The sequence below is a fragment of the Sphingobium nicotianae genome (genome assembly GCF_018603885.1).
Classification (GTDB): Bacteria; Pseudomonadota; Alphaproteobacteria; order Sphingomonadales; family Sphingomonadaceae; genus Sphingobium; species Sphingobium nicotianae.
Genome location: NZ_JAHGAW010000011.1, coordinates 134,191 through 160,646 on the forward strand (window position 1 = coordinate 134,191; position 26,456 = coordinate 160,646).

General features: G+C 66.1%; 24 protein-coding genes. 13 read left to right on the plus strand and 11 right to left on the minus strand.

The window, feature by feature from the left end; all coding sequences use genetic code 11:
- Window positions 1-28 precede the first annotated feature (28 nt).
- Complete coding sequence (locus tag KK488_RS16520) at window positions 29-817, minus strand: peptidylprolyl isomerase (RefSeq protein ID WP_432653862.1); 789 nt, start codon at window positions 815-817, stop codon at window positions 29-31.
- Window positions 818-905: 88 nt separating this feature from the next.
- Between KK488_RS16520 and KK488_RS16525 the strand changes: the two genes are divergently transcribed.
- Complete coding sequence (locus KK488_RS16525; protein ID WP_214624872.1) at window positions 906-1,409, plus strand: sterol desaturase family protein; 504 nt, start codon at window positions 906-908, stop codon at window positions 1,407-1,409.
- On the opposite strand, the gene KK488_RS16530 is transcribed toward KK488_RS16525, so the two are convergent.
- The gene (locus KK488_RS16530; RefSeq protein ID WP_349356913.1) at window positions 1,406-3,091 is read right to left on the minus strand and encodes a class I adenylate-forming enzyme family protein; all 1,686 of its coding nucleotides are present in this window, start codon (window positions 3,089-3,091) and stop codon (window positions 1,406-1,408) included. The two genes, KK488_RS16525 and KK488_RS16530, sit on opposite strands and share 4 nt — an antisense overlap.
- An 80-nt stretch (window positions 3,092-3,171) precedes the next feature.
- On the opposite strand from KK488_RS16530, the gene lgt reads away from it, so the two are divergent.
- From lgt to pgeF, 3 genes are read left to right on the plus strand one after another with little or no spacing between them, the layout of a single operon-like run.
- Window positions 3,172-4,032 (plus strand): prolipoprotein diacylglyceryl transferase, encoded by an 861-nt coding sequence (lgt, locus tag KK488_RS16535; protein ID WP_432653867.1) that lies wholly within the window; start codon window positions 3,172-3,174, stop codon window positions 4,030-4,032.
- Window positions 4,033-4,089: 57 nt separating this feature from the next.
- Window positions 4,090-5,052 carry a class I SAM-dependent methyltransferase gene (locus tag KK488_RS16540; RefSeq protein WP_214624805.1) on the plus strand — a complete coding sequence of 321 codons (963 nt, stop codon included), beginning with the start codon at window positions 4,090-4,092 and terminating at the stop codon, window positions 5,050-5,052.
- Window positions 5,049-5,813, plus strand: coding sequence for a peptidoglycan editing factor PgeF (gene pgeF / locus KK488_RS16545; RefSeq protein WP_214624806.1), 765 nt, complete (start codon window positions 5,049-5,051; stop codon window positions 5,811-5,813). Before KK488_RS16540 ends, pgeF begins: the two co-directional genes overlap by 4 nt.
- A 153-nt stretch (window positions 5,814-5,966) precedes the next feature.
- Here the strand turns inward: pgeF and KK488_RS16550 are convergent, their stop codons facing one another.
- Window positions 5,967-6,644, minus strand: coding sequence for an HAD family hydrolase (locus KK488_RS16550; RefSeq protein WP_432653863.1), 678 nt, complete (start codon window positions 6,642-6,644; stop codon window positions 5,967-5,969).
- An 80-nt stretch (window positions 6,645-6,724) separates the two neighbouring features.
- Between KK488_RS16550 and KK488_RS16555 the strand changes: the two genes are divergently transcribed.
- The 4 genes from KK488_RS16555 to KK488_RS16570 all read left to right on the plus strand — a co-directional run bounded on the left by KK488_RS16555 (window position 6,725) and on the right by KK488_RS16570 (window position 10,345).
- Window positions 6,725-7,834: an ABC transporter permease gene (locus tag KK488_RS16555; RefSeq protein ID WP_214624807.1), complete on the plus strand. Its 1,110-nt coding sequence runs from the start codon at window positions 6,725-6,727 to the stop codon at window positions 7,832-7,834.
- Window positions 7,831-8,673 (plus strand): ABC transporter ATP-binding protein, encoded by an 843-nt coding sequence (locus KK488_RS16560; protein ID WP_214624808.1) that lies wholly within the window; start codon window positions 7,831-7,833, stop codon window positions 8,671-8,673. The genes KK488_RS16555 and KK488_RS16560 overlap by 4 nt, the downstream gene beginning before the upstream one ends.
- Window positions 8,674-8,744: 71 nt before the next feature.
- On the plus strand, window positions 8,745-9,707 hold the full coding sequence (locus KK488_RS16565; protein ID WP_214624809.1) for an MlaD family protein: 963 nt from the start codon (window positions 8,745-8,747) through the stop codon (window positions 9,705-9,707).
- A 14-nt stretch (window positions 9,708-9,721) separates the two neighbouring features.
- On the plus strand, window positions 9,722-10,345 hold the full coding sequence (locus tag KK488_RS16570; RefSeq protein WP_214624810.1) for an ABC-type transport auxiliary lipoprotein family protein: 624 nt from the start codon (window positions 9,722-9,724) through the stop codon (window positions 10,343-10,345).
- A 43-nt stretch (window positions 10,346-10,388) separates the two neighbouring features.
- Here KK488_RS16570 and pepN read toward each other — a convergent pair whose 3' ends face one another.
- A complete protein-coding gene (gene pepN, locus KK488_RS16575) occupies window positions 10,389-12,992 on the minus strand; it encodes an aminopeptidase N (protein ID WP_214624811.1) in 2,604 nt (867 codons plus the stop codon).
- 77 nt (window positions 12,993-13,069) lie between these two features.
- Window positions 13,070-13,210 (minus strand): hypothetical protein, encoded by a 141-nt coding sequence (locus KK488_RS16580; RefSeq protein WP_214624812.1) that lies wholly within the window; start codon window positions 13,208-13,210, stop codon window positions 13,070-13,072.
- 123 nt (window positions 13,211-13,333) lie between these two features.
- On the opposite strand from KK488_RS16580, the gene KK488_RS16585 reads away from it, so the two are divergent.
- On the plus strand, window positions 13,334-14,173 hold the full coding sequence (locus tag KK488_RS16585; protein ID WP_214624813.1) for a Rossmann-fold NAD(P)-binding domain-containing protein: 840 nt from the start codon (window positions 13,334-13,336) through the stop codon (window positions 14,171-14,173).
- Here KK488_RS16585 and KK488_RS16590 read toward each other — a convergent pair.
- Complete coding sequence (locus tag KK488_RS16590) at window positions 14,102-15,031, minus strand: DMT family transporter (RefSeq protein WP_349356915.1); 930 nt, start codon at window positions 15,029-15,031, stop codon at window positions 14,102-14,104. The two genes, KK488_RS16585 and KK488_RS16590, sit on opposite strands and share 72 nt — an antisense overlap.
- On the minus strand, window positions 15,028-16,029 hold the full coding sequence (locus KK488_RS16595; RefSeq protein ID WP_214624814.1) for a threonine aldolase family protein: 1,002 nt from the start codon (window positions 16,027-16,029) through the stop codon (window positions 15,028-15,030). The genes KK488_RS16590 and KK488_RS16595 overlap by 4 nt, the downstream gene beginning before the upstream one ends.
- 200 nt (window positions 16,030-16,229) lie before the next feature.
- Here KK488_RS16595 and KK488_RS16600 point away from each other — a divergent pair, with 200 nt between their 5' ends.
- From KK488_RS16600 to kdsA, 4 genes are all read left to right on the plus strand, one after another.
- Window positions 16,230-17,993 (plus strand): hypothetical protein, encoded by a 1,764-nt coding sequence (locus tag KK488_RS16600; protein WP_214624815.1) that lies wholly within the window; start codon window positions 16,230-16,232, stop codon window positions 17,991-17,993.
- Between the two features lie 117 nt (window positions 17,994-18,110).
- Entirely contained in the window at window positions 18,111-20,264 is a 2,154-nt protein-coding gene (locus tag KK488_RS16605) for a class I SAM-dependent methyltransferase (RefSeq protein WP_214624816.1), read from the plus strand.
- Between the two features lie 15 nt (window positions 20,265-20,279).
- The gene (locus KK488_RS16610; protein ID WP_214624817.1) at window positions 20,280-21,299 is read left to right on the plus strand and encodes a KpsF/GutQ family sugar-phosphate isomerase; all 1,020 of its coding nucleotides are present in this window, start codon (window positions 20,280-20,282) and stop codon (window positions 21,297-21,299) included.
- A complete protein-coding gene (gene kdsA, locus KK488_RS16615) occupies window positions 21,296-22,159 on the plus strand; it encodes a 3-deoxy-8-phosphooctulonate synthase (protein WP_250890583.1) in 864 nt (287 codons plus the stop codon). Before KK488_RS16610 ends, kdsA begins: the two co-directional genes overlap by 4 nt.
- A gap of 15 nt (window positions 22,160-22,174) precedes the next feature.
- Here kdsA and KK488_RS16620 read toward each other — a convergent pair whose 3' ends face one another.
- The 4 genes from KK488_RS16620 to mnmG are packed head-to-tail and all read right to left on the minus strand — an operon-like array spanning window position 22,175 to window position 26,401.
- Complete coding sequence (locus KK488_RS16620; protein ID WP_214624818.1) at window positions 22,175-23,077, minus strand: ParB/RepB/Spo0J family partition protein; 903 nt, start codon at window positions 23,075-23,077, stop codon at window positions 22,175-22,177.
- Window positions 23,074-23,856, minus strand: coding sequence for a ParA family protein (locus KK488_RS16625; RefSeq protein ID WP_214624819.1), 783 nt, complete (start codon window positions 23,854-23,856; stop codon window positions 23,074-23,076). The genes KK488_RS16620 and KK488_RS16625 overlap by 4 nt, the downstream gene beginning before the upstream one ends.
- On the minus strand, window positions 23,853-24,548 hold the full coding sequence (gene rsmG, locus KK488_RS16630) for a 16S rRNA (guanine(527)-N(7))-methyltransferase RsmG (protein WP_214624820.1): 696 nt from the start codon (window positions 24,546-24,548) through the stop codon (window positions 23,853-23,855). The genes KK488_RS16625 and rsmG overlap by 4 nt, the downstream gene beginning before the upstream one ends.
- Complete coding sequence (gene mnmG, locus KK488_RS16635) at window positions 24,545-26,401, minus strand: tRNA uridine-5-carboxymethylaminomethyl(34) synthesis enzyme MnmG (RefSeq protein WP_214624821.1); 1,857 nt, start codon at window positions 26,399-26,401, stop codon at window positions 24,545-24,547. Before mnmG ends, rsmG begins: the two co-directional genes overlap by 4 nt.
- Between the last annotated feature and the right edge of the window lie 55 nt (window positions 26,402-26,456).

Sequence of the window (26,456 nt, forward strand, 5' to 3'; positions counted from 1 at the left end):
TTTGCGGATCGGCCGTGATTGCAGAGGTTCAGGACCCCGGTGCACGCCGGGCGGTCAGGATCTTGACCGTCGGATCGAGCATCTGGCCCCTCATCACGCCTTCGCCGGCCGTTGCGCTGCGTGGTGCGTCGGCGATGGCGCGCACGACATCCATGCCCTCGACCACCCGCCCGAACACGGCGAAGCCCGGCTGCGTCGCATCCGCATCAAAGCCCTTGATGCTGCCGACCATGATGAAGAAATCGCCCGTGCCGGTGCCGGGCGCGGCCTGTGCGATCGAGACGGCGCCGTTGACGTGGCTGAGGCCGGTCTTGCTCGTCGGCTCGTGCGGCACGGGCTTCAGGATCCGCTTGGGATCATTCTGCGTGCCGCCCTGGATGAACCCGCCAGGCGTGCCGTCGGGATATTTGAACGAACGATAGAAGCTGGTTCCGTCGAACCGCTTCTCGTCGACATAGCGCAGGAAATAGGCGGAGGTGATCGGCGCCCGCTCGACTTCGAGCGCGATGGTGATCGTCCCGAGGCTGGTCGTCAGGATGACAGGGACGGTCCTGTAGGTCGGCGCGCTGGCCTGCGCGGCCTGTGCTTCTCGGGCGATCCGCGCTTCCTCGGCCGCATCGGCGTCGGCCTGGCGTTTGGCAGCCTCGGCCCTTGCCTGCGCCTCGGCCTTCGCCTGGGCGGCCAGATCCGCCTCGATCCGCGCCTGGATCTCCTCCTCGGTGGGCCGGGCGGCAGCGGCCGGCGCCGTTTGCGTGCCCGTCATGCCAAGAAGCGCCAGCGGCAGCGCGATACGGCAAAGAGTCGCAAGGGCGGTCATGATCGCAATGCTAGCGCGCGCCGCCGTCCTGACAAGAGTCGTCCCTCCGCTTCACAGCCCGGCCCGCCGTGCCTATAGCCGTTTCGCCATGTCACTTGCCGGTCTCATCCTGCTCTTCCTGCTTACCGTCGCCCTGATGGAGGGCTTCGCCTATGTGATGCACCGCTGGGTGATGCATGGTCCGGGCTGGTTCCTGCATGCCAGCCATCACCGTGCGCGGAGCGGCTTGTGGGAGCTGAACGATCTCTACTTCGTGATCTTCGCGAGCCCGTCGATCCTGTTGCTCCTGGGCGGCGTCCAGCTCGGCTGGGGCGATTGGGCGATCGCCGTGGGCGCCGGCATCGCGGCCTATGGCGCCATCTATCTCGGCTTCCATGACATCATCGTGCACCAGCGGATCGCGCATCGCTATGTGCCGCGCTCCTCTTATATGAAGCGGATCGTCCAGGCGCACCGGCTGCACCATGTCGTGGAGACGCGCGCGGGCAATGTCAGCTTCGGCTTCCTCGTCGCGCCGGCGCCCGAGACGCTCAAGCGCCAGCTCGCGCAGATGCAGGACGGCCGGATTCGCGCCGCACGGCCGAGGCCCTAACCCGCGAGATAGGTCTCGCGCAGCGCTCTCTTGTCGATCTTCTCGGAGCCGAGTCGCGGGAGCGGCGCGTCGTGCAGCAGGATACGGCTCGGCCGCTTGTAGGCCGCGAGCCGGCCGTTCAGCGCCTCGCCGATCATGCGCTCGTCCAGGCCGCTCGCCGCATCGAGATGCACGACCGCGACCGACACTTCGCCGAGACGCGCATCAGGGATGCCGAACACCGCGCATTCGCGCACGTCGGCGATCGCATAGAGCGCCGCCTCGACTTCCGGGCAGGCTATGTTCTCGCCGCCGCGAATGATGATGTCCTTGCTGCGCCCGACGATGGTCAGATAGCCGTCCGCATCCAGGTTGCCGAGATCGCCGGTCAGCACGTGGCCGCTGGGCGTGAACAGAGCCGCATTGTCCGCGGCGCGCTTCCAGTAGCCGGAAATATTGGCGAGGGCGCGGATGCCAACTTCACCAACCTCACCCGTATCAAGCACGGCATGATCCTCGCCGAAGATGGCGAGATCGACCAGCGGCGCCGTCGCGCGGCCGGGGCTGTGAGGATAAGCGAGGCAGGTCTCGCGGACGATGCCGGTCCCGACCGCGTTGGTCTCGGTGAGGCCGAAGCCGAAGGACGGCCAGATGTTCGGCAAGGAAGCGCGGATCCGCTCGACATGCTCGGCCGGACGCGGCGCGCCCCCCGCCGCCAGATCGCTGAGCGACGAGAGATCGAAGCCCTCGCGCTCCCCATGCGTCGCCAGCTCCAGCCCCATAAGCGGCACGCCGGTGACATAGGTCACCCGCTCGGCTTCGATCAGGCGCAGCGCCTCGGGCACGTCCCACCGGCGCATGACCACCATCTTGCGGCCGAGCACGAAGCTCTGCAGCATCACCACCACCTCGCCGGTGACGTGGAACAGGGGCAGGTTCAGCAAGGTCGCCGGAGCGGGATCGGCGGGCGTGCCGCGCTGGGCGAGCAAGGTCGCGACGCACAGGCCGTTGCAGGCGAAGTTCAACACCGCCTGCACCTTGGCGCGATGATCGGAGAGCGCGCCCTTGCTTTGCCCCGTGGAGCCGGAGGTGAACAGGATGGTCGCCGGCGCGTCGGGCCCAGGCGCGGGAAAGGTGATGTCAGCCGGATCGGCGCAGAGCGGCGCCAGCGCTTCGGCGACTGGTATGTCGAGATCGAGCAGGATCGGCCGTGCGCCGCTTTCCTCTCCCCGCGCCACGAGGGCGTCGTGGCGGAAGCGATCGGCCAGAACCAATCGGCAGCCGACGTCGCGGACAGCCGCGGCCATTTCCGGCCCGGTCCAGAAGGCATTGATGAGAGTCGCGACCCCGCCGGCCATGACGATGCCCATATAAGCGACGATCCAGCCCGCGCCGTTTCGCCCGGCAAGGCCCACCGGCTCGCCAGGCGTGACGCCATGATGCGCGATGAGGCCGGCAGCCAGCCGGCGTGCCAGCGCATGGACCTGCGCGAAGCTCAGCCGCTCGGCGCCGTCGACCAGACATGTCCGCTCGCCATGCTCCGCGCAAAAATGGGCGAAGAAGCGCGGCAGATCGGGCGGGGCGGCAACGAAGCCAGGATAGAGCGCGCCCCGCGCCGTGACCTGCCCGACCGGAAGGGGGCCGTCCGGAGCGGTGATGACCATGCGGATCGCATCGAGGGCTTCTTCAAAGGGATGCGCCACTGCGTCTCTCCGGCCTTGGTCTTGTTCTCGTCTTGCACTATGCAGCGCAAAACCTCCGGGGAAAAGACTTGACGCTTGCCATGCTCGCGGCCGCCGCCGCTGCCCAGCCGATCCGGTTCGACGATCTCGGGCTCGATCCCGTCGCGCTGAACCTGGGCTTCTTCGCCATCAAATGGTATAGCCTCGCCTATCTCGCCGGCATCCTGATCGGCTACTGGTATCTGACCGTGCTGATCCGCCAGCCCGGATCGCCGATGGCGCGGCGCCACGCCGACGATTTCATCTTTCACGCGACGCTCGGCATCATCGTGGGCGGACGCCTCGGCTATGTGCTCTTCTACCAGCAGAAGATCCTCGAGCACCCGCTCGACGTCTTCAAGCTGTGGGAAGGAGGCATGTCGCTGCATGGCGGCGCGATCGGCGTGATCCTCGCCATCTGGATCATGACGCGGCGAGAGAAGCTGAACTTCCTGCGCGTGTGCGATTATATCGCCTGCGTCGTGCCCTTCGGCCTGTGCTTCGGCCGGATCGCCAATTTCGTGAATGGCGAGCTGTGGGGCAAGGTGACGGACGTGCCGTGGGCCATCATCTTCCCGACCGGCGGTGATCTGCCGCGCCATCCGAGCCAGCTCTATGAGGCGACCCTGGAAGGCCCGCTCATGTTCGCCATCCTCGCTTTCTTCTTCTGGAAGACGAAGGCGCGCTATGAGCCGGGCAAGCTCTTCGGCATCGCCGCCCTGACCTATGGCGCGGCGCGCTTCTTCGTGGAATTTTACCGCGAAGCGGATTCGCAGCTCATGGAATTTGCCGAGCGCACCGGCTTGCACATGGGCCAGTGGCTGAGCATCCCGCTGATCGTGCTCGGTATCTATCTGATCGCGACCGCCAAGGGCCGGCGCACACGGGTGGAGCCGACGGTCGGGCTGGACAGCGTCGCCTGACGCGCTCGCGCTTCCGAAATGGTCGCCAGCGCAAAACCAATCTCGCTCCACGATTATATGGCGTCCGCGAACGCCGCTTATTACGCGACACGCGATCCGCTCGGGGCGGAAGGCGATTTCATCACCGCGCCGGAGATCAGCCAGATGTTCGGCGAGCTGATCGGGCTGTGGTTCGCCGATCTGGCCTTGCGCGCGGGCGCGGGGAATGCTGTCGCCTATGTCGAGCTCGGGCCGGGGCGGGGGACGCTCGCCACCGATGCGCTGCGCGCGATGGGACAGGCAGGGCTTTCGCCGCCGGTCCATTTCGTCGAGACGAGCCCGGTGCTGCGGGCACGGCAGGGCAGGGCGGTGCCGCAAGCGAGCTGGCACGAGAGCATCGACGATCTGCCCGATAACCGCCCGCTCATCATCATCGCCAACGAGTTTTTCGATGCGCTGCCGATCCGGCAGTATGAGCGGACAGGCCGGGGCTGGCACGAGCGGATGGTGGCGAACGGCCACTTCGCCCTGGGTGAGGGAGACTGCGCCGACGCAATCCCCGCGCAGTTGGCCGACGCGCCGCTCGGCAGCATCGTCGAGCGCAATCCGGCGAGCGAAGCGATCGTCGCCAGGCTGGGCACGCGCATCGCGAAGCAGGGCGGGGCGCTGCTCGCCATCGATTATGGCTATGAGGGCCCCGCGACCGGCGATACGCTGCAGGCCATGCAAGCCCATGCTTTCGTCGATCCGCTGGCCGAACCAGGCAGTCGCGATCTCACCGCCCATGTCGATTTCGCCATGCTCGCCGCTGTCGGCCGGGTTGTGGGACTGCGCGCGAGTCCCTGCGTCGGCCAGGGCGCATTCCTGACCGCGCTGGGCATCGAAGCGCGCGCTGCCTCGCTGGCGCGGACAAATCCGGAGCGGGCCGATGAGCTCCAGGCCGCGAAGACGCGCCTCGTTGCCCCGGCGCAGATGGGCCGGCTGTTCAGGGCGCTGGCCCTGCGCCATCCCGCCTGGCCCGAACCGGCAGGCTTCGCATGAGCGTCGAGGTTCTTCGCGCGCCTTTGCTCGGCGCCGTGCCCCATGGCTTCCTCGGCCGGCGCGGCGGCGTCTCGACCGGCATCCATGCCGGCCTCAATGTCGGACTCGGGTCCGACGACGATCAGGCGGCGGTGCTGCGCAATCGCGATCTGGCGCGCGACGCCGTGCTGCCCGGCTCGACTCTGGTCACCGCGCATCAGGTCCATTCTCCCGATGTCGTGACGGTGAGCGAACCGATCCCGGTCGATGCGCGGCCCAGGGCGGACGCGCTGGTGACCGACCGGCCCGGCCTGCTGCTCGGCATCCTGACCGCCGACTGCGTACCGATCCTCTTCGCCGACCCCGAGCGGGGCGTCGTGGGCGCGGCGCATGCGGGCTGGAAGGGCGCGCTGCATGGCGTGGGCGAGGCGACGCTTGACGCCATGATCGCGCTCGGCGCGCGGCGCGGCGCCATCGCCTGCGCGATCGGCCCCTGCATCGGCCGGGCGAGCTATGAAGTGAGCGAGGGGTTCGAGCGGCCGTTCCTGGAGCGGGATGGCGAGGATGCCCGCTTCTTCTCGGCAGGGCGGGCGGGGCATCTCCAGTTCGACATTGCCGGCTATGTGGCGGCCCGGCTGGCGGCAGCGGGTGTCGGCCAGGTCGCGATGCTGGACGAGGACACCTACAGCCAGCCCGAGCGCTTCTTCAGTTATCGCCGTTCCTGCCATCTCGGCGAGCCGGGCTATGGGCGGGAGATTTCGCTGATCGGGTTGACGGACTAGCAAATCCTCCGTTCGATTCGAGCTGAGGTTCGAGCCTGTCGAGAACCGGAGTCGAGAAGACCAATGCAGCGCGATGGTCTCGACAACCATCTCGACAAGCGCGATGGCCGCTCGAACCGAACGGGATGGGAACCCCGGTCGCGCGGCGCAACCTCACCAGTGCAGGATCGGCCAGCCCTTGAGTTTGGCCAGCGTCACCAGCGGCTTGTGCGGATTGGCCGCATAGGGTTCATCGGCGAAATCGAGCATCGGCGCATCGGTGACATGGTCGCTATAGGCGCGGACATGGGCCTGGAGCCGTCCGACCCCCTCAGCCGCCATCCACGCCTCGATCATCCGCAGCTTGGCGGTGTCGTAGCAATTCTCGCCGGCGATCCTGGCGCGGATATAGTCCACGCCCTGGGTGAAATGATCGGTCGCGATGACATGATCGAAGCCCAGCCGCCGGGCGATCGGCTCGACATAGAGACGATAGGAGGCCGAGGCGATGACGAGCCGGCATCCGGCTGCCTTGTCAGCCGCGATCTGCGCGAGGGCGCCGGCGCGGATGTTGGTCGTGACGACCTTGTCCGCATAGGCCTCGACCGCAGGCAGAATGCGCGCGCGGCTCACCCGGCGCCCCATCAGCAGCGCCTGGTTCAGTTCCTTGGCACGGCTGCGCGGCACCAGCTTTAAGATATAGCCGAGCATGATCAGCCCGACGAGCGGCAGCAGGATCAGCCGCCACGGCGCCACCGACAGGGCCATGTGCACCAGGAACGCGGCATAGGTGCCACGGACGGTGATGGTGCGGTCCATGTCGTAAATGGCGATCTTCTGCACTCGCTGCATCCATCCCCGGTTTCGCGCGTTGGGGGCGCATGGGGCAAATCGGCTTGCCGCGCAACGCAAACTGGCACAGTGTGGGCGCGATGACGCAAGAGGCCGATCTCAGCGAACGCGACGACGCGCAGGGCCGCACCGTCGCGCTTTCCGGCAGTCTCTCCCTCGCCCATCTCGGCGACATTCCCCAGCGGATCGACGCCATCGACGGCGAGGTCGCCCAGATCGACCTCAAGGGCATCGATCATATCGACACGATCGGCGCCTGGATCGTCCATCGCTTCGCCGAGCGCACCCAGGCCAGGGTCATCGGCGCGGACGAGGATGCGACCCGGTTGCTCGAGGTCGTGGCGCGCAACGACACGCCGCTGGCGTTGACCGAGCCTGAGCCGCATCCGACGATCCGCGTCCTCGCCCAGATCGGCGCCGCGACCAAGATCGTCGGTCACACCATGTATGGCCTGCTCGGCTTCCTCGGCGCGACCGTCATGGCGATGGGCCACATGATCGCTCATCCCCGCTCGATCCGGATCAACGCGCTTGTCCAGCGGCTCGAGGTGGTCGGCATCGCGGCGCTGCCGATCATCGGCCTGATGAGCTTCCTGGTCGGCATCGTCATCGCCCAGCAGGGATCGGTGCAGCTCAAGCAGTTCGGCATGGAAGTGCTGACGGTGAATCTGGTCGGGCGCCTGACCTTCCGCGAGCTCGGCGTGCTGATGACCGCGATCATGGTCGCGGGCCGGTCCGGCTCCGCCTTCGCGGCGCAAATCGGCACGATGATGCTCAACGAAGAGGTCGACGCGATGCGGACCATCGGCGTCCAGCCGATGCAGGCACTGGTCATGCCGCGGATCCTCGCCGCCGTCATCATGATGCCTCTGCTCGGCTTCTATGCGTCGATCTGCGCGATCATCGGCGGCGGCTTCCTCTGCGCCGTCAGCCTCGACATTCCGCCGATCACCTTCATCCAGCGGCTGCGTGAGGTGGTGCCGATCACCGATCTCTATGTCGGGCTGGTCAAGGCGCCGGTGTTCGGCCTGATCATCGGCATCGCCGGCTGCTTCCAGGGCCTCCAGGTGCGCGGCGATGCCGAGGAAGTCGGCCTGCGCACCACCTCTGCTGTCGTGCAGGCGATCTTCCTCGTCATCGTGCTCGATGCCGTCTTCGCGGTCTTCTTCACCTGGATCGGCTGGACATGACGCAAGACCCGGCCGCGTCGTCGCGGCGATCCGATGCGCCGATCATCGAGATTCGCGGACTGGTCAACCGGTTCGGCGATCAGCTGGTCCATGACGGGCTGGATCTCGACGTGCGGCGCGGCGAGATATTGGGCGTGGTCGGCGGATCCGGCACCGGCAAATCGGTGCTGATGCGCTCGATCATCGGCCTGCAGAAGCCCGAGGCCGGCGAGATCAACGTGCTGGGCGAACCGATGCTCGATCGCGATCCGGACGATCCGGCGCTGCTCGCCGTGCGCAAGCGCTGGGGCATCCTCTTCCAGAGCGGGGCGCTCTTTTCGACCCTGACGGTGTCGGAGAATGTGCAGGTGCCCCTGCGCGAATATTATCCCGAGATGCCCAGGCAACTGCGCGAGGAGATCGCAGCCTACAAGATCCTGATGACCGGGCTGCCCGACAATGCCGGGCCGAAATTCCCGTCCGAGCTCTCCGGCGGCATGAAGAAGCGCGCCGGCCTCGCCCGCGCATTGGCACTCGATCCGGATCTGCTGTTCCTCGATGAGCCGACCGCGGGCCTCGATCCGATCGGCGCGGCGGCCTTTGACGAGCAGACCCGCGAGCTTCAGCAGACGCTCGGCCTCACCATCTTCCTCATCACCCACGACCTCGACACGCTGCACGCGATCTGCGACCGGGTCGCCGTGATCGCGGATCACAAGGTGATCGCGGTCGGCACGATCGACGAGTTGCTGGCGCTCGACCATCCCTGGATCCAGGAATATTTCAACGGCCCGCGCGGGCGCATCGCCCATGGCCAGAGCCGGCATCCGGGCCGCCCCGTCGCCGGAGCGCCCGCATGACCGCACCGCCGCACCCATGGACAGGCTGGAACCGCCTCGCCATAAGCGGGTTCTTGGGGAACAGGGGATAAATGGAAACACGATCCAACAATGTGTTCGTGGGCGTTGTCGTCCTGATCCTCGTGGCTGTGACCATCGGGGCGGCCTTCTGGTTCTCGCGGATCGGCGAGGGCAGCAAACGCGAATATGACATCTTCTTCAAGCAGGCCGTGAACGGCCTCGCCAAGGGATCGGCCGTCACTTATTCGGGCGTGCCCTCCGGCCAGGTCAAGCTGGTCGAGCTTTGGCCCAAGGATCCCGAGTTCGTGCGTGTGCGCATCGTGGTCGACCGCAGCACGCCGGTGCTGCAAGGCACGACGGCGACGATCGACGGCGGCGGTTTCACCGGCGTCTCGACCATCCAGCTCGACGGCGCCGTGCGCGGCGCACCGCAGATCGTCTGCCCGGACAATAACAGCGAAGCGGTCTGCCCGGAGGGCGTGCCCGTCATCCCGACCAAGCCGGGCGCGCTCGGCCAGCTGCTGACCAGTGCGCCGATGCTGCTGCAGCGGCTGACCACTCTGACCGAGCGACTGACCGAGGCGCTCGACGACAAGAATCTCAAGCACATCGCCGGCATCCTCGCCAATGTCGACAAGCTTTCCGGCGATCTCGCCGCACGCGGCCCGGACCTCGCCCAGACCATCGTGCAGGCGCGCCTCACGCTGGAAAGCGCGGCAAAGGCGGGCGATGCCCTGGCGGCGGCCGCCAACAATGCCAACGAGTTGGTCAACAGCGAGGGGAAGCCGCTGATCGGCGACCTGCGCGCGACGATCCGATCGGCCAAGACGACACTCGACAGCCTCGATACGACGCTGAAGGATGCCAAGCCCGGGGTCGAGAATTTCACGCAGGACACCATGCCGCAGATCGGCCTGCTCGTGCGCGACCTGCGCCAGATGTCCCGCTCGATCCTCGCCATCACCGAGAAGATCGACCAGCAAGGAGCAGGCGGTCTGATCGGCTCGCCTGCGCTCCCGGATTACAAGCCATGACAGGAAAGCATGCCATGCCGCGACCCGCTCCTCGCGCCTATCGCCGCCCGGCGGGGCTGGCCCTGCTCGCCGGCGCGCTCATTCTGACGGGTGGCTGCGTGCGGTTCGGCGGCAAGGCGCCGGCGCGGCTGCTGGCGATCACGGCCGCCTCGCCGGCGCCGGCAGGCGAGACGATTTCGGCCAGTGTCGACAAGGCGCTGTTCGTGAACCTGCCAACCACGCCCCGCGCCATCGCCCCGCTGCGTGTCGCGGTGCGCAACAACGACAACAGCTATGCCTATGTAAAGGACGCCGTCTGGGCGGACACCCCCGCGCGCCAGTTTCAGGCCGTGCTGGCCGAGACGATCCGCACCCGCGCGGGCAGGCTGGTTCTCGATCCGGGCCAATATCTTGCGCGGCGCGGGCAAATGCTCGAAGGTAATCTGCTCGACTTCGGCATCGATGCGGCGGCGCATCGCGCAGTCGTGACCTATGATGCCAGCCTCATGTCGATGGACGGCCAAAGCCTGAAGCGTCAGCGCTTCTCGGCCGCCGTGCCGGTGAACCAGATCGACGCGGACACGGTCGCGCCCGCGATCAGCGAGGCGGCCAACCAGGTCGCAACCGCCGTGGCGGACTGGGTGAAGGCGCAGAACTGAGCTGCTTCAGCCCCCTCCGTTCAAGGGAGGGGCCATGTACGGGTCAGGCCAGGCTCTTGGTCGCCTGCTCCAGCACGTCCTTCGACAGATTCGGCGTTGCCGCGATTCGCTCCAGCTCCGCCTTCATCATGGCGCCGCGCTCATCATCGAAGCGCCGCCAGCGGCCGAGCGGCGGCACCAGCCGCGCGGCGGTCTGCGGATTGAGCTTGTCGAGCGCGATGATCGCGTCGGCCACCATCCTGTAGCCCTTGCCGTCCTTGCTATTGAAGCCCCATTGATTGGCCGCGAACGCCGCGTATAGCGCCCGTGCCCGGTTGGGATTGGACAAAGTGAAATCGGGATGTTGCCCGAGCGCCTCGACCATCTCGACCACGTCGGGATGAAGCGACAGCGCCTGCGTCTGGAACCATTTGTCGACGACCAGCGCATTGCCCGCGTAGCGATCGTAGAAGGCTGCCAGTGCCTGCGCCCGCTCGCCGCTCGCGCCGCTGGCCAGGATTGCGAGGGCTGCCTGCCGCTCCGTCATATTGTCGGCGCGGTCGAACTGGTCGAAGGCCAGCGCCGGCCCGTCCTCCGCGTCCGACGCCACGATATAATTGAGCGCCACGCCACGCAGCTTGCGTGCCGCTCGCGCGTCCGCCGACAGGGAGAAGCCGTTGCGCGCGCACTCGGCGTGGATGGCGCGCCACTCCTTCTGCAGCGCCACGCCTATCTCGCGCTGCAACGCGTCACGCGCGGCGTGGATGGCGTCAGGATCGACCACCTGCATCTGGTCGCCCAGATAGGCCTCGCTCGGCAGGCGGACCGCCTCCGCGACGAAGGACCGATCGAGCGCGGCATCGGCGATCGTGCCGCGGATCGAGTCGATGACGGCCGCGCTGTCGAGCGGACCGCCGGCAATGGAGCCGAGCAGTGCATGGATCATGAGCTGCTGCATCGCCTCGTAGCGGCTGAACGGATCATCGTCATGCGCGGCGAGGAAGGCCAGATCCTGCGCGCTCTGCTCGGCCTCGATGATCACCGGGGCGGCAAACCCGCGATTGATCGAGAGCACCGGCGCCTGCGCAAAGCCCTCGCGGCGCGTTTCCATCTGCGCTTCGGTCAGCAGCAGAACCTCCTCGCCATCATGCTTCTCGCCCGTCGCCGGATCGAACAGGGCGAACTTGACCGGGATCGCCATGGGTTGCTTGACGTCCTGACCGGGCGTGGCCGGGATTGTCTGGCGCATCGCGAGCGTCAGCGCGCCGCTCTCCGGATCATAGCTCGGCCGTACGGTAACGCGCGGCGTACCGGCCTGACTGTACCACAGGCGAAACTGGGAGAGATCGATGTCGCCACCATCCTCCATCGCCTTGACGAAATCCTCGCAGGTCACGGCCTGCCCGTCATGCCGCGCGAAATAAAGGTCCGTCCCCTTGCGGAAGCGCTCCGGCCCCAGCAGCAGCGCCATCATGCGGATCACCTCGGCGCCTTTGTTATAGACGGTCGCGGTGTAGAAGTTGCTGATCTCCATGTAGGATTCGGGCCGGATCGGGTGTGCCAGCGGCCCGGCATCCTCCTGGAACTGCGCGGCGCGCAGCACGCGCACATCCTCGATCCGCTTGACGGCGGGACTGCCCATATCGGCCGAAAAGCTCTGATCGCGATAGACGGTGAAGCCTTCCTTCAGCGAGAGCTGGAACCAGTCGCGGCAGGTGACGCGGTCGCCCGACCAGTTGTGGAAATATTCATGGGCAACGACGCTCTCGATCGCGTCATAGTCCGGGTCCGTCGCCGTCTCGGGATCGGCCAGCACGTAGCGTGAGTTGAAGATGTTGAGACCTTTGTTCTCCATCGCGCCGAAGTTGAAATCGGCCACCGCCACGATGTTGAACACGTCGAGATCATATTCGCGGCCATAGGTCCGCTCGTCCCAGGCCATGCTGTCCTTGAGCGCCTTCATGGCATGGCCGGTGCGCGGCAGGTCGTTCTCCGCCACCCAGATGCCGAGCTTGACCTCCCGGCCGCTCATCGTCGTGAAGCTGTCGGCATTGCAGGCGAGATTGCCCGCCACCATCGCGAACAGATAGCTCGGCTTGGGGAAGGGATCGACCCAGCGCGCCCGGTGGCGGCCATCGGCCAGATCGCCCTGCTCGATCGGGTCGCCATTGGCGAGCAGCACCGGATAGGCCGCCTTGTCGGCGCGCATCGTCACGTCATAGCGCGAGAGCACGTCCGGCCGATCCGGGAAGAAGGTGATGCGGCGGAAACCCTCCGGCTCGCATTGGGTGCAGAGCAGCCCGCCCGAGGCATAAAGGCCCATGAGCTGGGTGTTGCTGGCCGGGACGATCTCGACCTCGGTCTCCACGACATGATCGTCGCCGGGCAGCGCAATGATCAGCACGCCATCGTCCATCCGCCAGTCGCCAGCGCTCAGCGCCTTGCCGTCGACACTGACCGCGCGCGGGGTAAGGCCATCGCCGTCGAGCCGCAGCGGCCGGTCATGCGATCCGGCGCGAGTGACGGTCAGCCGCGCCTTCACCAGCGTCGCGGCGGGATCGAGATCGAACTCGAGCGCGATCTGCGGCACTTGCCAGAGCGGCGCCTTGTAATCTTCGCGGCGAATGACGGGCGGAGCGGCGGAAGCCTGAGTGGTCTGGGTGTCCATGGCGCCGTCCTAACCGCCCGCGCCGGGCGCGACAATCGGCCTTGGCTGACAGAAGCGCCCTTTCGCTGCGATTCGCCTCAGGTGCAGGCCGTGTCGGCGGTCTGCGCTTCGAACCAGCCATCGATCATGCCGGCCAAGCGCTTGAGGGCCGAGAGCACAGAGGGATAGGCGTTGATGGGCGGGCAGCGGCCTGCAATAGGCGGGGATGCTCTGCGCAAGCGCGGCGAAGGCCGTGTTGGTCAGTCGGACCCGACCAGATTGGCGCTGAAGATCTGTATTCACGGACGATCCAGCATTTGGCCGTCGGAAAAATGCCGCATCGGAGTTAACGGAGGGTCACCATGCCTCATCTCCTGATCTTCGGTCTCGGCTACACGGCGGCGCGCCTCGCCCGGCGCCTCGCGCACGATGGCTGGCAGATCGAGGCAACCGGCGCCGCCGGCACGATCCGCTTCGACGACGACGCTGCGGTGGCCGCAGCGTTGCGCCGCGCGACCCACATCCTGTCGTCCGTGCCGCCCGTCGACGCGCGCGATCCCGTGCTCGACCGGTATGGCGATGCGATCCGGGCCACGCCTGCCGGCTGGATCGGTTATCTCTCCGCGACCGGCGTCTATGGCGACACGGGCGGTGCCTGGGTCGACGAGGCTTCGCCGGTCGGCCATGGGCGCCGCAATGCACGGACCACCGCCGATCTGGCCTGGCAGGCGCTCGGCCGCCCCGTCCATCTCTTCCGCCCGCCGGGAATCTATGGACCGGGCCGCAGCGCGCTCGACCGGATTGCCGACGGCCGGGCGCGGCGCATCGACCTGCCCGGCCAGATCTTCAGCCGCATCCATGTCGACGACATCGTCTCGGGCGTGATCGCGGGCATGGCCGGGCCGGCGGGCCTGTACAATCTCGCCGACGATCATCCCTGCCCACAGAATGACGTGATCGCCCATGCCGCCGCCCTGCTCGGCATCCCGCCGCCGCCCCTGCAAAGCCTGGACGCGGCGCAGCTCTCGCCCGCCGCCGCCGCTTTCTACGCCGAGAATCGCCGGATCGCCAATGGCAGGGCGAAGCGCCTGCTCGGCTGGGCGCCGCTTTATCGCGACTACCGCGCCGGGCTAGCCGCGTGCCTGGCGGAGACGCGCATGCAAGGCAATGACCATGCCGCCGAGCGCCAGGGCCACGCCTGACGCGGCGAGCGGCGTCCAGCGATATTGCTCGAACGCGGTCGAGAGCGCCATTGCGAGGATCGGGATCAGCACGCTCGTATAGGCGGCCGGCCCGGCACCGATCTGCTGGATCAGCCGGAAATAGAGCGGGAAGGTGACGACCGATCCGGCAATGGCGAGATAGAGAATGCCCAGGCCATAGCCCGGCCGTGGATCGAAGGGCGGCGGCCCGGTCGTGATCCAGGCATAAGCGGCGTCTGCCCCGGCGCCGATCGCCATCGACCAGACCAGCAGGCTCGCCGTCGGGATACGCCGCGCGATCGGCGCGACCTGCATGACATTCGCGGCCGAGGCGAACAGCACGGCGAGGACACACAGCCCCATGCCCAGCAGCACTTCGCCCGGCGCGGCCGTGACGCTCGCGCGATATTCATTGAGGAAGAGCAGGCCGATGCCCGCCACCGCAACCGCCGAACCGACCAGGAAGCCGCCGCTCACCTTCTCGCCGAAGAGGAGCCGCGAGGCGAGGCTGTTGGGGATCAGCAGCAGCGCATAGACCAGGGCGCACAGGCCCGAGGTCAGATGTGCCTCGGCCCGATAGAGCAGGTTGAAATTGAGCACGAACTGGCAGAGGCCAAGCACGCCGCAGAACAGGATCTCCCGCCGTCCCAGTCGCAGCGCCACGCCGCTCATCTTCGCCAGCACCGCCATGCCGAGCGCAGCGACCGCGAAGCGATAGCAGACCGACCAGCTCGGCGGCACCACGCCCAGCTGATCGCGGATGACGATCCATGTCGAGGACCAGATCAGGGTGACGATCAGGAACGGCAGGATGATCCCGCCGGTCAGCCGCTGGCCCGTCCCAGCGCTACGGTTCACAGGGCGGCGATGGCGGCGGCGAAGGGCGCCACATCCGCCTCGCTCTGGTGCCAGCTCGCCACCAGCCGCGCCGCGCCCGGCCCGGCCGGGTGAAAGCCGAAACCCTGAGCGCGCAGCCGCGCCGCCTCTTCGTCCGAGAAGCGCACGAACAGCATATTGGCATCGACCGGGTGGATCAGGCGATCCCCCGCCGCCTGCGCCAGCACGGCCCCGGCCGCATTGGCGGCGCGGGCATTGGCGAGCCAGAGGTCGCCCTCCAGCATCGCGTGAAGCTGCGCCGCCATATAACGCCCCTTGGAGAGGAGATGCCCGGCGCGCTTGCGACGGCGCCGGGCCTCGTCCGCCTTGGCCGGATCGAACAGGATCAGCGCCTCGGCATTCATCGCGCCGTTCTTGGTGAAGCCGAAGCTCAGCGCATCGACACCTGCTCGCCAGGTCAGGTCGGCCGGCCGTGCATTGAGGCGCACCAGCGCATTGGCGAAGCGGGCGCCGTCCATATGCAGCTTGAGCCCCTGATCGCGGCAGAAGGCCCCGATCGCGGCGACCTCGTCGGCGCGATAGACACGGCCATATTCAGTCACGTTGGTCAGCGAGACGGCGAACGGCCGGGTGTGATGCACGCCCTTGCCGAGCTTCGCGATCCGCGCGCGCAGAATGTCGACATCGAGCTTCGCGCCGTTCCCCGGACAGGTCAGCAGCCGGGCTCCGCCGGTCGCATGTTCGATCGCGCCGCACTCGTCGAGCACGATATGCGCCTCTTCGTGGCAGAGGATCCCGCCATAAGGCGGGCAGAGCAGTGACAAAGCGAGCGCGTTGGCCGAGGTGCCCGTCGACGACCAGACGACCGTCACTTCATGCTCGAACAGCGCCGAGAAGCGCGCGTCCAGCGACTGGCTCAGCGCGTCGCCATCATAGGCATGATCGACCGCGTCGGCGGCGGCCAGCGCCTGCCAGATGGCGGGGTGCACCGGCGCAGTATTGTCCGAGAAAAAGTCCATGTCGCTCGCATGGCGAGCTTGGCCGGGCGCGTCAATCCGCCGATCTTCCCTAAAGAACATCGTTAACCAACCCTAAACATCTGGCAGGTATCCCGGCCCGTGCATCGGAACCGGATGCAGGAGCCGTCGGGTTGCAACCATCGGCAACGACGGTCTCGCACACCCTGTGCGGGACTGCATCCGCGGTCGGGGAGACGAAGATGAGCATCCAGACGGCATCTGCAATCGTTCAACGCCTCGGCCCGTGCAGGATCGCGCTGGACCGCAGCCTTTTCGCGGATTTCGCGAACGAACTGGCCCTGCTCGGCTGCGATCCGATCGACCTGCCGCGGCCGGGCGCCAAACGCCGACCCGGCAAGACCATCGGCTTCCTCGACTGGCCCGGCGCCGAGATCGGCAAGCCCTTCGCCCAGGCCCTGCGTGCCTATGCCGGCATGGACGCGCTCGTCCTCCAGTCAGCCGGCCAGCAGCGCCACGCGCTCGAGCAGGCGCTGTTCGATGCCGGCTGGCAGCGGCACCCCGCAGGCATGATGCTGCATGAATTCGGCGGCTGGTCGGCCTATTTCCTGCCCGGTCTCACTTATTATTCCCGCGCAGTGCAGGGCCGCCCCGGGGCGCTGCGCAGCAGCGGCGGCGAGGCCGACGCGCTGATCGCCCGCTATGCCATGGCCGCCACTCATGCCCGCCCCGGCGATCATCTGCTCGTCGATAGTGCCGGATCCGCTGATGGCGCCTCTATCCTCGCCGCCCTCTCTCGCGCGGGATCGGTCAGCCGGACCGGAGAGGATCGCGCTGGGATCAAGCCCGATCTTGCCTCCGTTGCCGACAACAGCGTCGACATGATCGTCGCCATCGAGCCCATCATTCCCGGCGACTGGACGCGGCGACTCGCCGACTATGCGCGCATCCTCAAATGCGATGGCCGCATCATCCTGGGCTGGCGCCGCAGCGACGGAAGCAATGCCCGGCCGGGCGACTGGGCGACGCTGGTCGAGGCGGCCTCCGCATATTTCCTGCCCGAGTCGCGCCAGCTTCTTGGTCCGACCAGCGCCGATCTCGGTGGCCCGCAAGTAATTCAGTCGGCTCCCTTCGATCAGGATGTGGACCTCGACTGGATGATCCTCATCGCGTCGGCCAACCCGCTCGCGGGCGAAGGGCGTGGCGCGGACTATGACCACCCCGCCTTCCCCAAGACCGATGGTCCCTGGCCGGCGCTGGTCGATTTCGGCGCGGCCTATGATAATCCCTACCTCTATCGCGCCATGGTGCAGATGGGCGAGCGGCTGAGCCATGACGTCACGCTGGCGCGCCTCGCCGAATGCGTGATCGAGGATGCACGGCCGGATTCGGCTGATCGCGGCGCGGCGCTGGCCGTGCTGGGCTATCGCGTCCTGGAGATGCGCCTGCCCGATCTCGCCGCGCCGGTTCTGCCGGTCATCGCCGCTTATGCGCAGCAGCCGCTCGACGATGCGCCACCACATGTGCGCCGCTGGGCGATCTCGCTCGCCTTCCTTGCCGGGCGCCTGGCGGAGCTGACTGGCGACCGCGCCGCCGCGCGGGACTGGTATCACCGGGCCGCGCTGGCGCAGTGGGAAGATTTCTCGCCGCTCCTCGCGACCAAGGCGATCGCCGCTTCATTTTACGAAGCACGCCTCTCCCTCGCCGATGGGGACGCGGCGGCAGCGCGCGCCTGCTTCCAGCGGGGCCTCGATACGGCGCTGAGCGCGGCGGCTTTTCCGCACGCGCAGCAGATCGGCCCGGCCGAGCATCCGCTCTCCTTCTACATGACCGAACTCGCCGAGGTCATCGACATGGGGTCGCAATGCGCCAATGCGCTCACCCACTTCCATCTGTGGGCGCGCGATCCGGGCCTGTTCTGGCGCCAGGTCGATGTCCGGCGCTTCGGCCTCGCCTCCTGGGCGCGCGATCTGGAGCGCGAGAATGACCGCCTGCGCGCAGCGTGAGGCGCCCCTTTCAGCGCACGTCATTAACCAAGCGATAACCATGTCCCGCTACGCCCTCTTCAGTTTCGGGATCGCGCGCCATCGGCCCATCACCGGCTGCGTTTGAGGAGACACACGATGAACATCATGGCCCATCGCCTGGAAGCCGGGCAGTTCCATACGATCGAAGCCAAGGGTCACCTCATCCACTATGACAACAATGCCGCAGGATGGCGCTATGCGACCCTCCTCGACAAGGAACCCGAGACGATCGAGTGGATCGACAGCTTCGAGCCGGGCGATACTTTGTGGGATATCGGCGCCAATGTCGGCATCTACAGCGTCTATGCCGGCGTAAAGGGTATCCGTACGCTGGCCTTCGAACCGCACTTCGCCAATTATCAGCAACTGTGCTGCTCGATCGCGCTCAACGGGCTGCAGGATCTGGTGACGCCGCTATGCCTGGCGTTCGACAATCGCAAATCGATCGGCGAGCTGAATCTGGCCAGTCTCGACGTTGGGACGTCGATGAGCAATTTTGGCGCCGCTCTGGATTTCCGCGGTCAGCCGTTCGTTCCGGCCTTCCGCCAGGGCATGATCGGCTATGATATCGACAGCTTCATCGCCGATTTCGGACTGGCGATTCCGACTCACCTCAAGATCGACGTCGATGGCATCGAACTGGCGATCGTGCAGGGCGCGCAGGCGCTCCTGGCCAACGAGACGTTACAGTCCGTCTCGATCGAGCTCATCGAAAGCGACCTCGATCAGGTTGCGAGCGTGACCGCACTCCTTGAAGGCGCCGGGCTCCAGTTCGTCCACAAGAAGCAGAATGCCCATTTTGCGACGCCCCAGACCGCCGATGTGAAAAATTTCCTGTTTCATCGCGATCCTGCCAAGCTGCTGCGCGCCACGACGCCGGGTGCCGACGCCGGCCCCGATGAGGATGACGAGGCGCTGGTGACGGTCGACCAGATCGTCGAGCGGATCGTCAGCCGGATCGAGGCAGCGCCTGTCGACGGCGACCCGTGCGATCATCTCGTCATGGAGGGCCTGTTCGCGTCGAATGTCTATCGCGAGCTTCTCGCGCGCCTGCCCCAGGATAGTGCGCTTGAGCCGATCGCGCATCCTGATGCGGTCGACAGCGACGGTCGCGTCACGCGCTACCTTCTCGATCTGACGCGCAATTCGCTCGCGCGGCTCGATCCTGACGATCAGCAATTCTGGCAGGCAATGATCGAGGTCTTCACCGCGCCCGCCATCGCGCGCGCCGTTGTCGCCAAGTTTGAAGACAAGCTGCGCGATCGTTTCGGCGACGACATGCCTGAGCTGATCGCCGTTCCCCTGCTCTATCGCGATTTCCCGGGTTATCGTATCGGCATTCATCCCGATGCGGCGAGCAAGGTCGCCACGCTGCAATTCTATCTGCCGGCGGACGAGACGCAGGCGCATCTGGGGACCGTATTCCACCGCAAGGGCGCAGCGGGCTTTGAACGCGTGAAGACCAACAACTTCCACCCCAACAGCGCCTATGCCTTTGTGCGGACGGAAGAGAGCTGGCACAGCGTCGATGAAATCGGCCCGCACGAGGCGCCCCGCAATACGATCGCCCTCACCTTCTACATCAAGGGGCAGGAATATAGGTCGGCGCCCATGGCGGACATGAACTCGATCGCGCCCCAACCGGCCGCGGTTGCCCCGACCCCATCCCACATCCTCAACGACGTCTACGATGCGTCGATGAGCGAGGCGCTGCGCGTCCTCGCCGCCACCTTCACGCGCCGCGACGATGTCGCCACCCTGTTCCTAGAGGGCGGCACGGGCGTCGAGCTGGGCGTTGCCGGGGGCGACTTTTCCGAACGCATCCTCAAGCGCTCGAAGGTCGGCTATCTTTACAGCATCGACATGTGGGCCGGCGATCGCGGCCATGACATGGATCAGTATCGCGAGACCATCGTGCGCCTGGCGCCCTATCGCGACCGCAACGCCATCTGGCGGATGCGCTTCGAGGATGCGCTGCCGCTCTTCGCCGACCATTCGCTCGATTATGTCTATGTCGATGGCTATGCCCATGACGGCGAGCTCAACGGCGCGACCTTCCGCGACTGGTTCCCCAAGCTGAAGCGGGGCGGCTTCATCGCGGGGGACGACTACCACGCCGATTGGCCGCTGGTAGTCGCAGCCGTCGACAGGTTCGCGGCCGATGTCGGGCTGGAGCTCCACGTGATCAGGTGCGGCGAGGTCGATACCTGGAATTCCAAATATCCGACCTGGTTCGCGATGAAGCCCTGACCGGAGCCGCGATCCATGTTTTATGACATCAAGCAACGTCTCGCTCTCCGGAGCAACCTCACCGCCGAGCAGATGCTTGCGCACGGCCGCTCGGTGCTTGCCATAGAGGCGAGTGCCCTCACCCAGCTTGGCGACCAGCTGGACGAATCCTTTCCGCAGGCGATCGAGCTGCTGCTGGCGACCAGCGGCCGCGTGATCGTCAGCGGCATGGGCAAATCCGGGCATGTCGCCCGCAAGATGGCGGCGACCTTCTCGTCGACCGGCCTCCCCGCCTTCTTCGTCCATCCCGGCGAGGCCGCGCACGGCGATCTTGGCATGATCACGCCGGGGGACGTGCTGGTCGCGCTTTCCAATTCCGGTGCGACAAGCGAGTTGCAACCGATCATGCGGCATGCGCGTCTTCTTGACTGCCCGGTGATCGGCATCACATCGCAGCGGGGCTCGCCGATGGGCCAGATCGCCACCGTCTGCCTGACCCTGCCACGGGTCCGCGAGGCATGCCCTGCGAACATCTCGCCGACCACCACGACAACCCTGATGCTCGCGCTGGGCGACGCCCTTGCCGTCACCGTTATGCACGCCCACGGCATCTCCCGCACCCAGCTCGAACTGCTGCATCCGGGCGGATCGATCGGCTCGCGCTTGCTGCCGGTCGACAAGATGATGCACGAGGGCGCCGAGCTTCCGCTCGTGTCGGCCGACGCGCCAATGCAGGATGTGCTGGTTATAATGACCGAGAAAAGCTTCGGCATCGCCGGCGTGATCGACGCGGCCGGGCGTCTGATCGGCACGATCACGGACGGCGACCTACGCCGCAAGATCGACGGTTTGCTTGCGCGCAGCGCGGGCGACGTCATGACCGCGAGCCCCAAGACCATCCCAGGCGGAACCTATGCCGAGGACGCCTTCGCGATCATGACCATCAATCGGATCACGGCCCTGTTCGTCATGGATGCCGATGCGCCGGAGAGGCCCATCGGCCTGCTCCACATCCACGATCTCAATCGTCTCGGCATGACGCCGGCCCAGCAATGAGCTATGGCGCGCGCATGACAGAAACCCACCCGGACTATCGCACCGTCACGATCGGCCAGATCGAGGTGGCCAATGACCGGCCCCTGGCGCTGATCGCCGGCCCCTGCGCCATGCAATCGCGCGCGCATGCGCTGGAGACGGCGCAGGCGCTGGTCGAGATGACCGCGGCGATCGGCATGCCGTTGATCTACAAGTCTTCTTTTGACAAAGCCAACCGCACGTCGGCCAACGCGCCGCGCGGTATCGGCCTCGCTAAGGCACTCGACATCTTCGCCGAGGTCAAGGAGCGCTTCGGCTGCCCGGTGATCACCGACGTACATGAAAACGGCCACTGCGCCCCGGTCGCCGAAGTTGTCGACGTCCTCCAGATTCCGGCTTTCCTTTGCCGCCAGACCGATCTCCTGCTTGCGGCGGCCGCGACCGGCCGCGCCATCAACGTCAAGAAGGGGCAGTTCCTCGCACCGTGGGACATGGCCAATGTTGCCGCGAAGGTCCGTAGCACCGGCAATGACAGGATCCTGCTCACCGAACGCGGGGCGAGCTTCGGCTATAACACGCTGGTGAGCGACATGCGTGCCCTTCCCATTCTGGCCGAGACTGGTTGCCCGATCGTCTTCGACGCGACCCACAGCGTACAGCAGCCCGGCGGCCAGGGTACCAGCTCAGGCGGCGAGCGCCGCTTCGTTCCGGTGCTGGCCCGCGCGGCCGTTGCAATCGGCGTCGCGGCCGTCTTTATCGAGACGCATGAAGACCCGGACAATGCCCCGAGCGACGGGCCCAATATGGTGCCCCTCGACGAGCTACCAGCCCTTCTTGCCGACCTGCAGGCATTTGATGCGCTGGCCAAGCGCATCGGCTGATCTCGCGAAGGAATTTCAGAAACCGCCGCCGGTCAGTTTCTGACAGATCATATCGAGCTGCTCGAGACTGGAATACTGCAAGGTCAGCGATCCCTTGCCGCCCTCGTGACTGATGCCGACCTTGAGGCCGAGCAGATCCGACAAATGCTGCTCCATCGCAACAAGATCGGGATCGCGCGATCCCGAGGGTGCCGCCTTCTCTCCACGTGACGATTCGCCGCCGTCGCGTGCAACGCGCACCAGCCGCTCGGTCTCGCGAACGGACAAATCCTTCGCCGCAATGTCATTCGCCAGTGCGATGCTGTTGGGCGCGCCGATCAGTGCGCGGCCGTGACCCATGCTGAGCCGGCCCGCCATGACGAGATCCTGCACCTCTCCCGGAAGATCGAGAAGCCGCATCAGGTTTGCGACGTGGCTGCGCGACTTTCCGACGATTCGCGCCAGCCCTTCCTGGCTGTGCTGGAACTGGGCGATGAGACGCCTGTAGGCCTGTGCCTCCTCGATCGGGTTGAGATCTTCCCGCTGGATATTTTCGACGAGCGCGATCTCCAGCGTTTCGCCCTCGCTAAAGTCGCGCACGATTGCGGGGATCTCGTGCAGCTGTGCCTTCTGCGCAGCACGCCACCGCCGTTCGCCGGCGACGATCTGATAGCGCTCGCCGGGCTTCGCCCGTACGATAATCGGCTGGATGACGCCGCGCGCACGAATACTCTCGGCAAGCTCGTCCAGCGCCGATTCATCGAAATGGCGGCGTGGCTGATCCGGATGTGGAGCTACCCGCGCGATGGGGAGGAGTTGGATGGAACGATCGCCGCTCGACGAATCGCCATCGGACTTGCCGCGCACCGGTACATCGCGATTCGCCTCGCCGAGCAATGCGGAAAGGCCACGGCCGAGAGGGCGCCGGGCGTCGCTCATGCGGCAATCTCCTGTTTCGGCAGTCGGTCGATCAACTCTCTTGCAAGCGCCATATAGGCTTCCGAGCCGGCGCAACGCATGTCGTAAATGAGCGCGGGCATCCCATGGCTGGGCGCTTCCGAAAGGCGCACGTTGCGCGGAATAACCGTCTTGAACACGAGATCGCCAAGGCAGGCGCGCACATCGTCGGCGACTTGATCGGTGAGACGATTGCGTCGATCATACATGGTCAGCGCCACTCCCAGGATCGACAAACCCGGGTTGAAGCGGGCACGGATGCGTTCGACCGTCTGTAGGAGCTGGGAGAGCCCCTCAAGCGCGAAGAACTCGCATTGCAGCGGCACCAGCACGGATTGGACCGCGATCATGGCGTTGACGGTCAGCAGCCCGAGCGAGGGCGGACAATCGATCAGGCACACATCCCAGCGATGGTCACTCCCGTTCGAGAAGGCGTTGATCAGCCGGTGGGTACGCTGCTCGACTTCGATGAGTTCGATTTCGGCGCCCGAGAGATCCTGCGTTGCGGGGATCAGATCAAGTCCTGGCACCAGAGTGGCCATGACGGCTTCATCAAGAGTGCAATCACCCATCAACAGGTCATAACTCGAATGCCCACGGTCGCGCTGATTGATCCCGAGTCCCGTGGAAGCATTGCCCTGGGGATCGAGGTCGATCAGCAGCGTGCGATGACCGGTCGCGGCAAGCGCGGTGGCGAGATTGATGGCGCTGGTCGTTTTCCCGACCCCGCCCTTCTGATTGGCGATGGCGATGCTGATCATGACGGTTTCCGCACGCGGGACGAATTGCTCCGTCCGCCATGCGGCGCGTAAGAAAAGCTGCTGGGCCGACGGACAAGCTGATTGATGGTCACGATAGCGCTTTCGGGATCGGTGATGCTCTGTTCCACGTGAAACACAGCTTGCCAGTCGCGGCGGATGATTTCCAGTTCCTTCTCGCCCTGACGGCCTTTTGGTAACAGCCAGACGGTCTTTTCATCCGACAGGTGGCGCGCGGTCATCAGCAGACGATCCAGCGGTGCATAGGCCCGCGCTGATATGACCGCGGCGGGTTCCCTGAACCGACTATTCTCCACCTTCCCCCCGATCACCTCCGCATGGCGAAGGCCAAGCTCATCGACGCAGCGCTGAAGGAAGGCCACGCGCAATGGGCGAGCTTCTACAAGCTTCATGGGCGAATCCCGCAGGCAGGCAATGACAATTCCCGGAAAGCCGGCACCCGTCCCAAGATCGATCCAGTCGGCATCCGCCCTGGGCGGCGGTGCCAGGCGGACCAGTTGCGCCGAGTCGGCAATGTGCCGCGCCCAGATATGAGGGCGGCTACTGCCGGAAATCAGGTTCTGCCGATCGGCTTCATCCAGCACCAATTCGACGAAGCGGCGCAATCGGTCCCCACCCTCGCTGTCCCACCAGCCCTGTTTGGCGAGCCATGCCTGAGCCTCTTCTTCGGTCATGCGGCGCGTTGTCGCACGGCGACGAGCAACGCCGCCAGGGCCGCCGGCGTGATTCCGCGAATTCGCGCAGCGGCACCCAGCGTTTCCGGTCGAGCGAGGTCCAACCGCTCAATCATTTCGGCGCTCAGCCCGCCGATGCCCGCGAAATCGAGATTGGTAGGCAATGCGATCGCTTCATTGGCGCGCAGTGCCCGGACCTCGGCCTCCTGTCGCTCGACATAGGGCGCGTAGATTGCGTCCTGCATCACCTCGCCAAGGAGATCGGCATCCGTGTCTTTCAGGATGTTCGGGAACACGGCCGCCAGATGCTCCATCGTCACCGCCGGAAAGCGGACCCATTCCCGAAGAGGCCGGCGAATGCCATCGTCGCGAACGTCCGCACCGGCCAGTTGCAGCGAACCCGGCGGCGCGATCTCGTCGAACAAAGTATCAAGGTTGTGGCGCGCGCCAACCCTCTCTTCCAACCAGCGCACACGGTCCTCGCCTACGAGGCCCAGTCGCGCCCCTATCGGCGTCAGCCGGGTGGCGGCATTATCCGCGCGTAGGCGCAACCGAAACTCGGCCCGCGCCGTCAACATCCGATAGGGTTCGGTGATTCCCTGGAGACAGAGATCGTCGATCAACACGCCGAGATAGCTCTCCGCCCGGTCCAGCACCAACGGCTCCAAATCCAACGCATGAGCTGCTGCATTGGCCCCGGCGACAACGCCCTGCGCCGCTGCCTCCTCATAGCCGGTCGTCCCATTGATCTGTCCTGCGAGAAAGAGACCGGGCATTGCTGACAGACCAAGCCGACGATCGAGCGCGCGCGGATCGATATGATCATATTCCACCGCATAGCCGGCGACGACCATCTCGACCTGCTCGAGACCAGGCAGCGTGCGCAGGAAGGCCAATTGCACGTCCGCGGGCAGCGAGGTGCTCAGCCCATTCGGATAGACGAGGTGCGTCGTCAGACCTTCCGGCTCGAGGAAGATCTGGTGTCCGTCCCGATCGCCGAAGCGAACGACCTTGTCTTCAATAGACGGGCAATAACGCGGACCGCGCCCCTCAATGTCTCCGGAGAACAATGGCGATTGGTCGAGCCCATCGCGAATGATCTGGTGCGTATCGTCGTTCGTTCGCGTTATTGCGCACGCAAGCTCCGGCTGGCGCATCGCCTCGGGCAGACCGAGAAACGACATGCTCCAGACGTCGCGATCCGTCGGCTGGGCGTCCAGCCCTCCCCAGTCAATGGTGCGTCCGTCGAGCCGCGCGGGCGTCCCCGTCTTGAGGCGGCCCATTGGAAGGTCGAACGCACGTAGCTGCTGAGCGAGCATATTCGCGGCATGTTCGCCCAGCCTGCCCCCCACCATCCGCTCGGCGCCCCGGAATAGGCGACCGCCGAGGAACGTGCCCGTCGTCAGCACAACAGCGCTTGCGCAAATCACGGAACCGTCGCCGAGAACGACGCCCGATACACGGCCATGCTCAACCTTCAGGGCAGCCGCCTCTCCGGCAATCACTTCGAGGCCAGACTGTGTCGCGACCATTTCCTGGATGGCGGATCGATACAGCAGGCGATCTGCCTGAACACGTGGTCCGCGCACCGCTGCGCCCTTGCTGGCATTCAGCATACGCCGGTGGATCGCTGCGCGGTCGGCCGCGCGCGCCATAAGACCATCGAGCGCGTCCACTTCGCGGACGAGATGCCCCTTGCCCAATCCGCCAATCGAAGGGTTGCAAGACATCTCGCCGATGCGCGCCGGATCGGCCGTCACAAGAGCAACGCGGGCGCCGCGCCGGGCCGCCACTGTCGCCGCCTCTGTTCCAGCATGGCCGCCGCCGACGATGATGACGTCGAATTTGTTCATGGCGCCGCTCTAGCCCTCGCGGCGAATGGGGTCAAAGCCTCTATCGGCCCCCCGT

What these genes read in the sequence shown, in the direction of transcription:
- KK488_RS16605 (WP_214624816.1), top strand. Translation starts at nt 18,111, where the DNA reads ATGAACATCATGGCCCATCGCCTGGAAGCCGGGCAGTTCCATACGATC.
- KK488_RS16555 (WP_214624807.1), top strand. Translation starts at nt 6,725, where the DNA reads ATGACGCAAGAGGCCGATCTCAGCGAACGCGACGACGCGCAGGGCCGC.
- lgt (WP_432653867.1), top strand. Translation starts at nt 3,172, where the DNA reads ATGCTCGCGGCCGCCGCCGCTGCCCAGCCGATCCGGTTCGACGATCTC.
- KK488_RS16585 (WP_214624813.1), top strand. Translation starts at nt 13,334, where the DNA reads ATGCCTCATCTCCTGATCTTCGGTCTCGGCTACACGGCGGCGCGCCTC.
- KK488_RS16540 (WP_214624805.1), top strand. Translation starts at nt 4,090, where the DNA reads ATGGCGTCCGCGAACGCCGCTTATTACGCGACACGCGATCCGCTCGGG.
- pgeF (WP_214624806.1), top strand. Translation starts at nt 5,049, where the DNA reads ATGAGCGTCGAGGTTCTTCGCGCGCCTTTGCTCGGCGCCGTGCCCCAT.
- KK488_RS16620 (WP_214624818.1), bottom strand. Translation starts at nt 23,077, where the DNA reads ATGAGCGACGCCCGGCGCCCTCTCGGCCGTGGCCTTTCCGCATTGCTC.
- KK488_RS16520 (WP_432653862.1), bottom strand. Translation starts at nt 817, where the DNA reads ATGACCGCCCTTGCGACTCTTTGCCGTATCGCGCTGCCGCTGGCGCTT.
- KK488_RS16550 (WP_432653863.1), bottom strand. Translation starts at nt 6,644, where the DNA reads ATGCAGCGAGTGCAGAAGATCGCCATTTACGACATGGACCGCACCATC.
- KK488_RS16560 (WP_214624808.1), top strand. Translation starts at nt 7,831, where the DNA reads ATGACGCAAGACCCGGCCGCGTCGTCGCGGCGATCCGATGCGCCGATC.
- KK488_RS16610 (WP_214624817.1), top strand. Translation starts at nt 20,280, where the DNA reads ATGTTTTATGACATCAAGCAACGTCTCGCTCTCCGGAGCAACCTCACC.
- mnmG (WP_214624821.1), bottom strand. Translation starts at nt 26,401, where the DNA reads ATGAACAAATTCGACGTCATCATCGTCGGCGGCGGCCATGCTGGAACA.
- kdsA (WP_250890583.1), top strand. Translation starts at nt 21,296, where the DNA reads ATGAGCTATGGCGCGCGCATGACAGAAACCCACCCGGACTATCGCACC.
- KK488_RS16525 (WP_214624872.1), top strand. Translation starts at nt 906, where the DNA reads ATGTCACTTGCCGGTCTCATCCTGCTCTTCCTGCTTACCGTCGCCCTG.
- KK488_RS16570 (WP_214624810.1), top strand. Translation starts at nt 9,722, where the DNA reads ATGCCGCGACCCGCTCCTCGCGCCTATCGCCGCCCGGCGGGGCTGGCC.
- KK488_RS16625 (WP_214624819.1), bottom strand. Translation starts at nt 23,856, where the DNA reads ATGATCAGCATCGCCATCGCCAATCAGAAGGGCGGGGTCGGGAAAACG.
- KK488_RS16565 (WP_214624809.1), top strand. Translation starts at nt 8,745, where the DNA reads ATGGAAACACGATCCAACAATGTGTTCGTGGGCGTTGTCGTCCTGATC.
- KK488_RS16600 (WP_214624815.1), top strand. Translation starts at nt 16,230, where the DNA reads ATGAGCATCCAGACGGCATCTGCAATCGTTCAACGCCTCGGCCCGTGC.
- KK488_RS16595 (WP_214624814.1), bottom strand. Translation starts at nt 16,029, where the DNA reads ATGGACTTTTTCTCGGACAATACTGCGCCGGTGCACCCCGCCATCTGG.
- rsmG (WP_214624820.1), bottom strand. Translation starts at nt 24,548, where the DNA reads ATGACCGAAGAAGAGGCTCAGGCATGGCTCGCCAAACAGGGCTGGTGG.
- pepN (WP_214624811.1), bottom strand. Translation starts at nt 12,992, where the DNA reads ATGGACACCCAGACCACTCAGGCTTCCGCCGCTCCGCCCGTCATTCGC.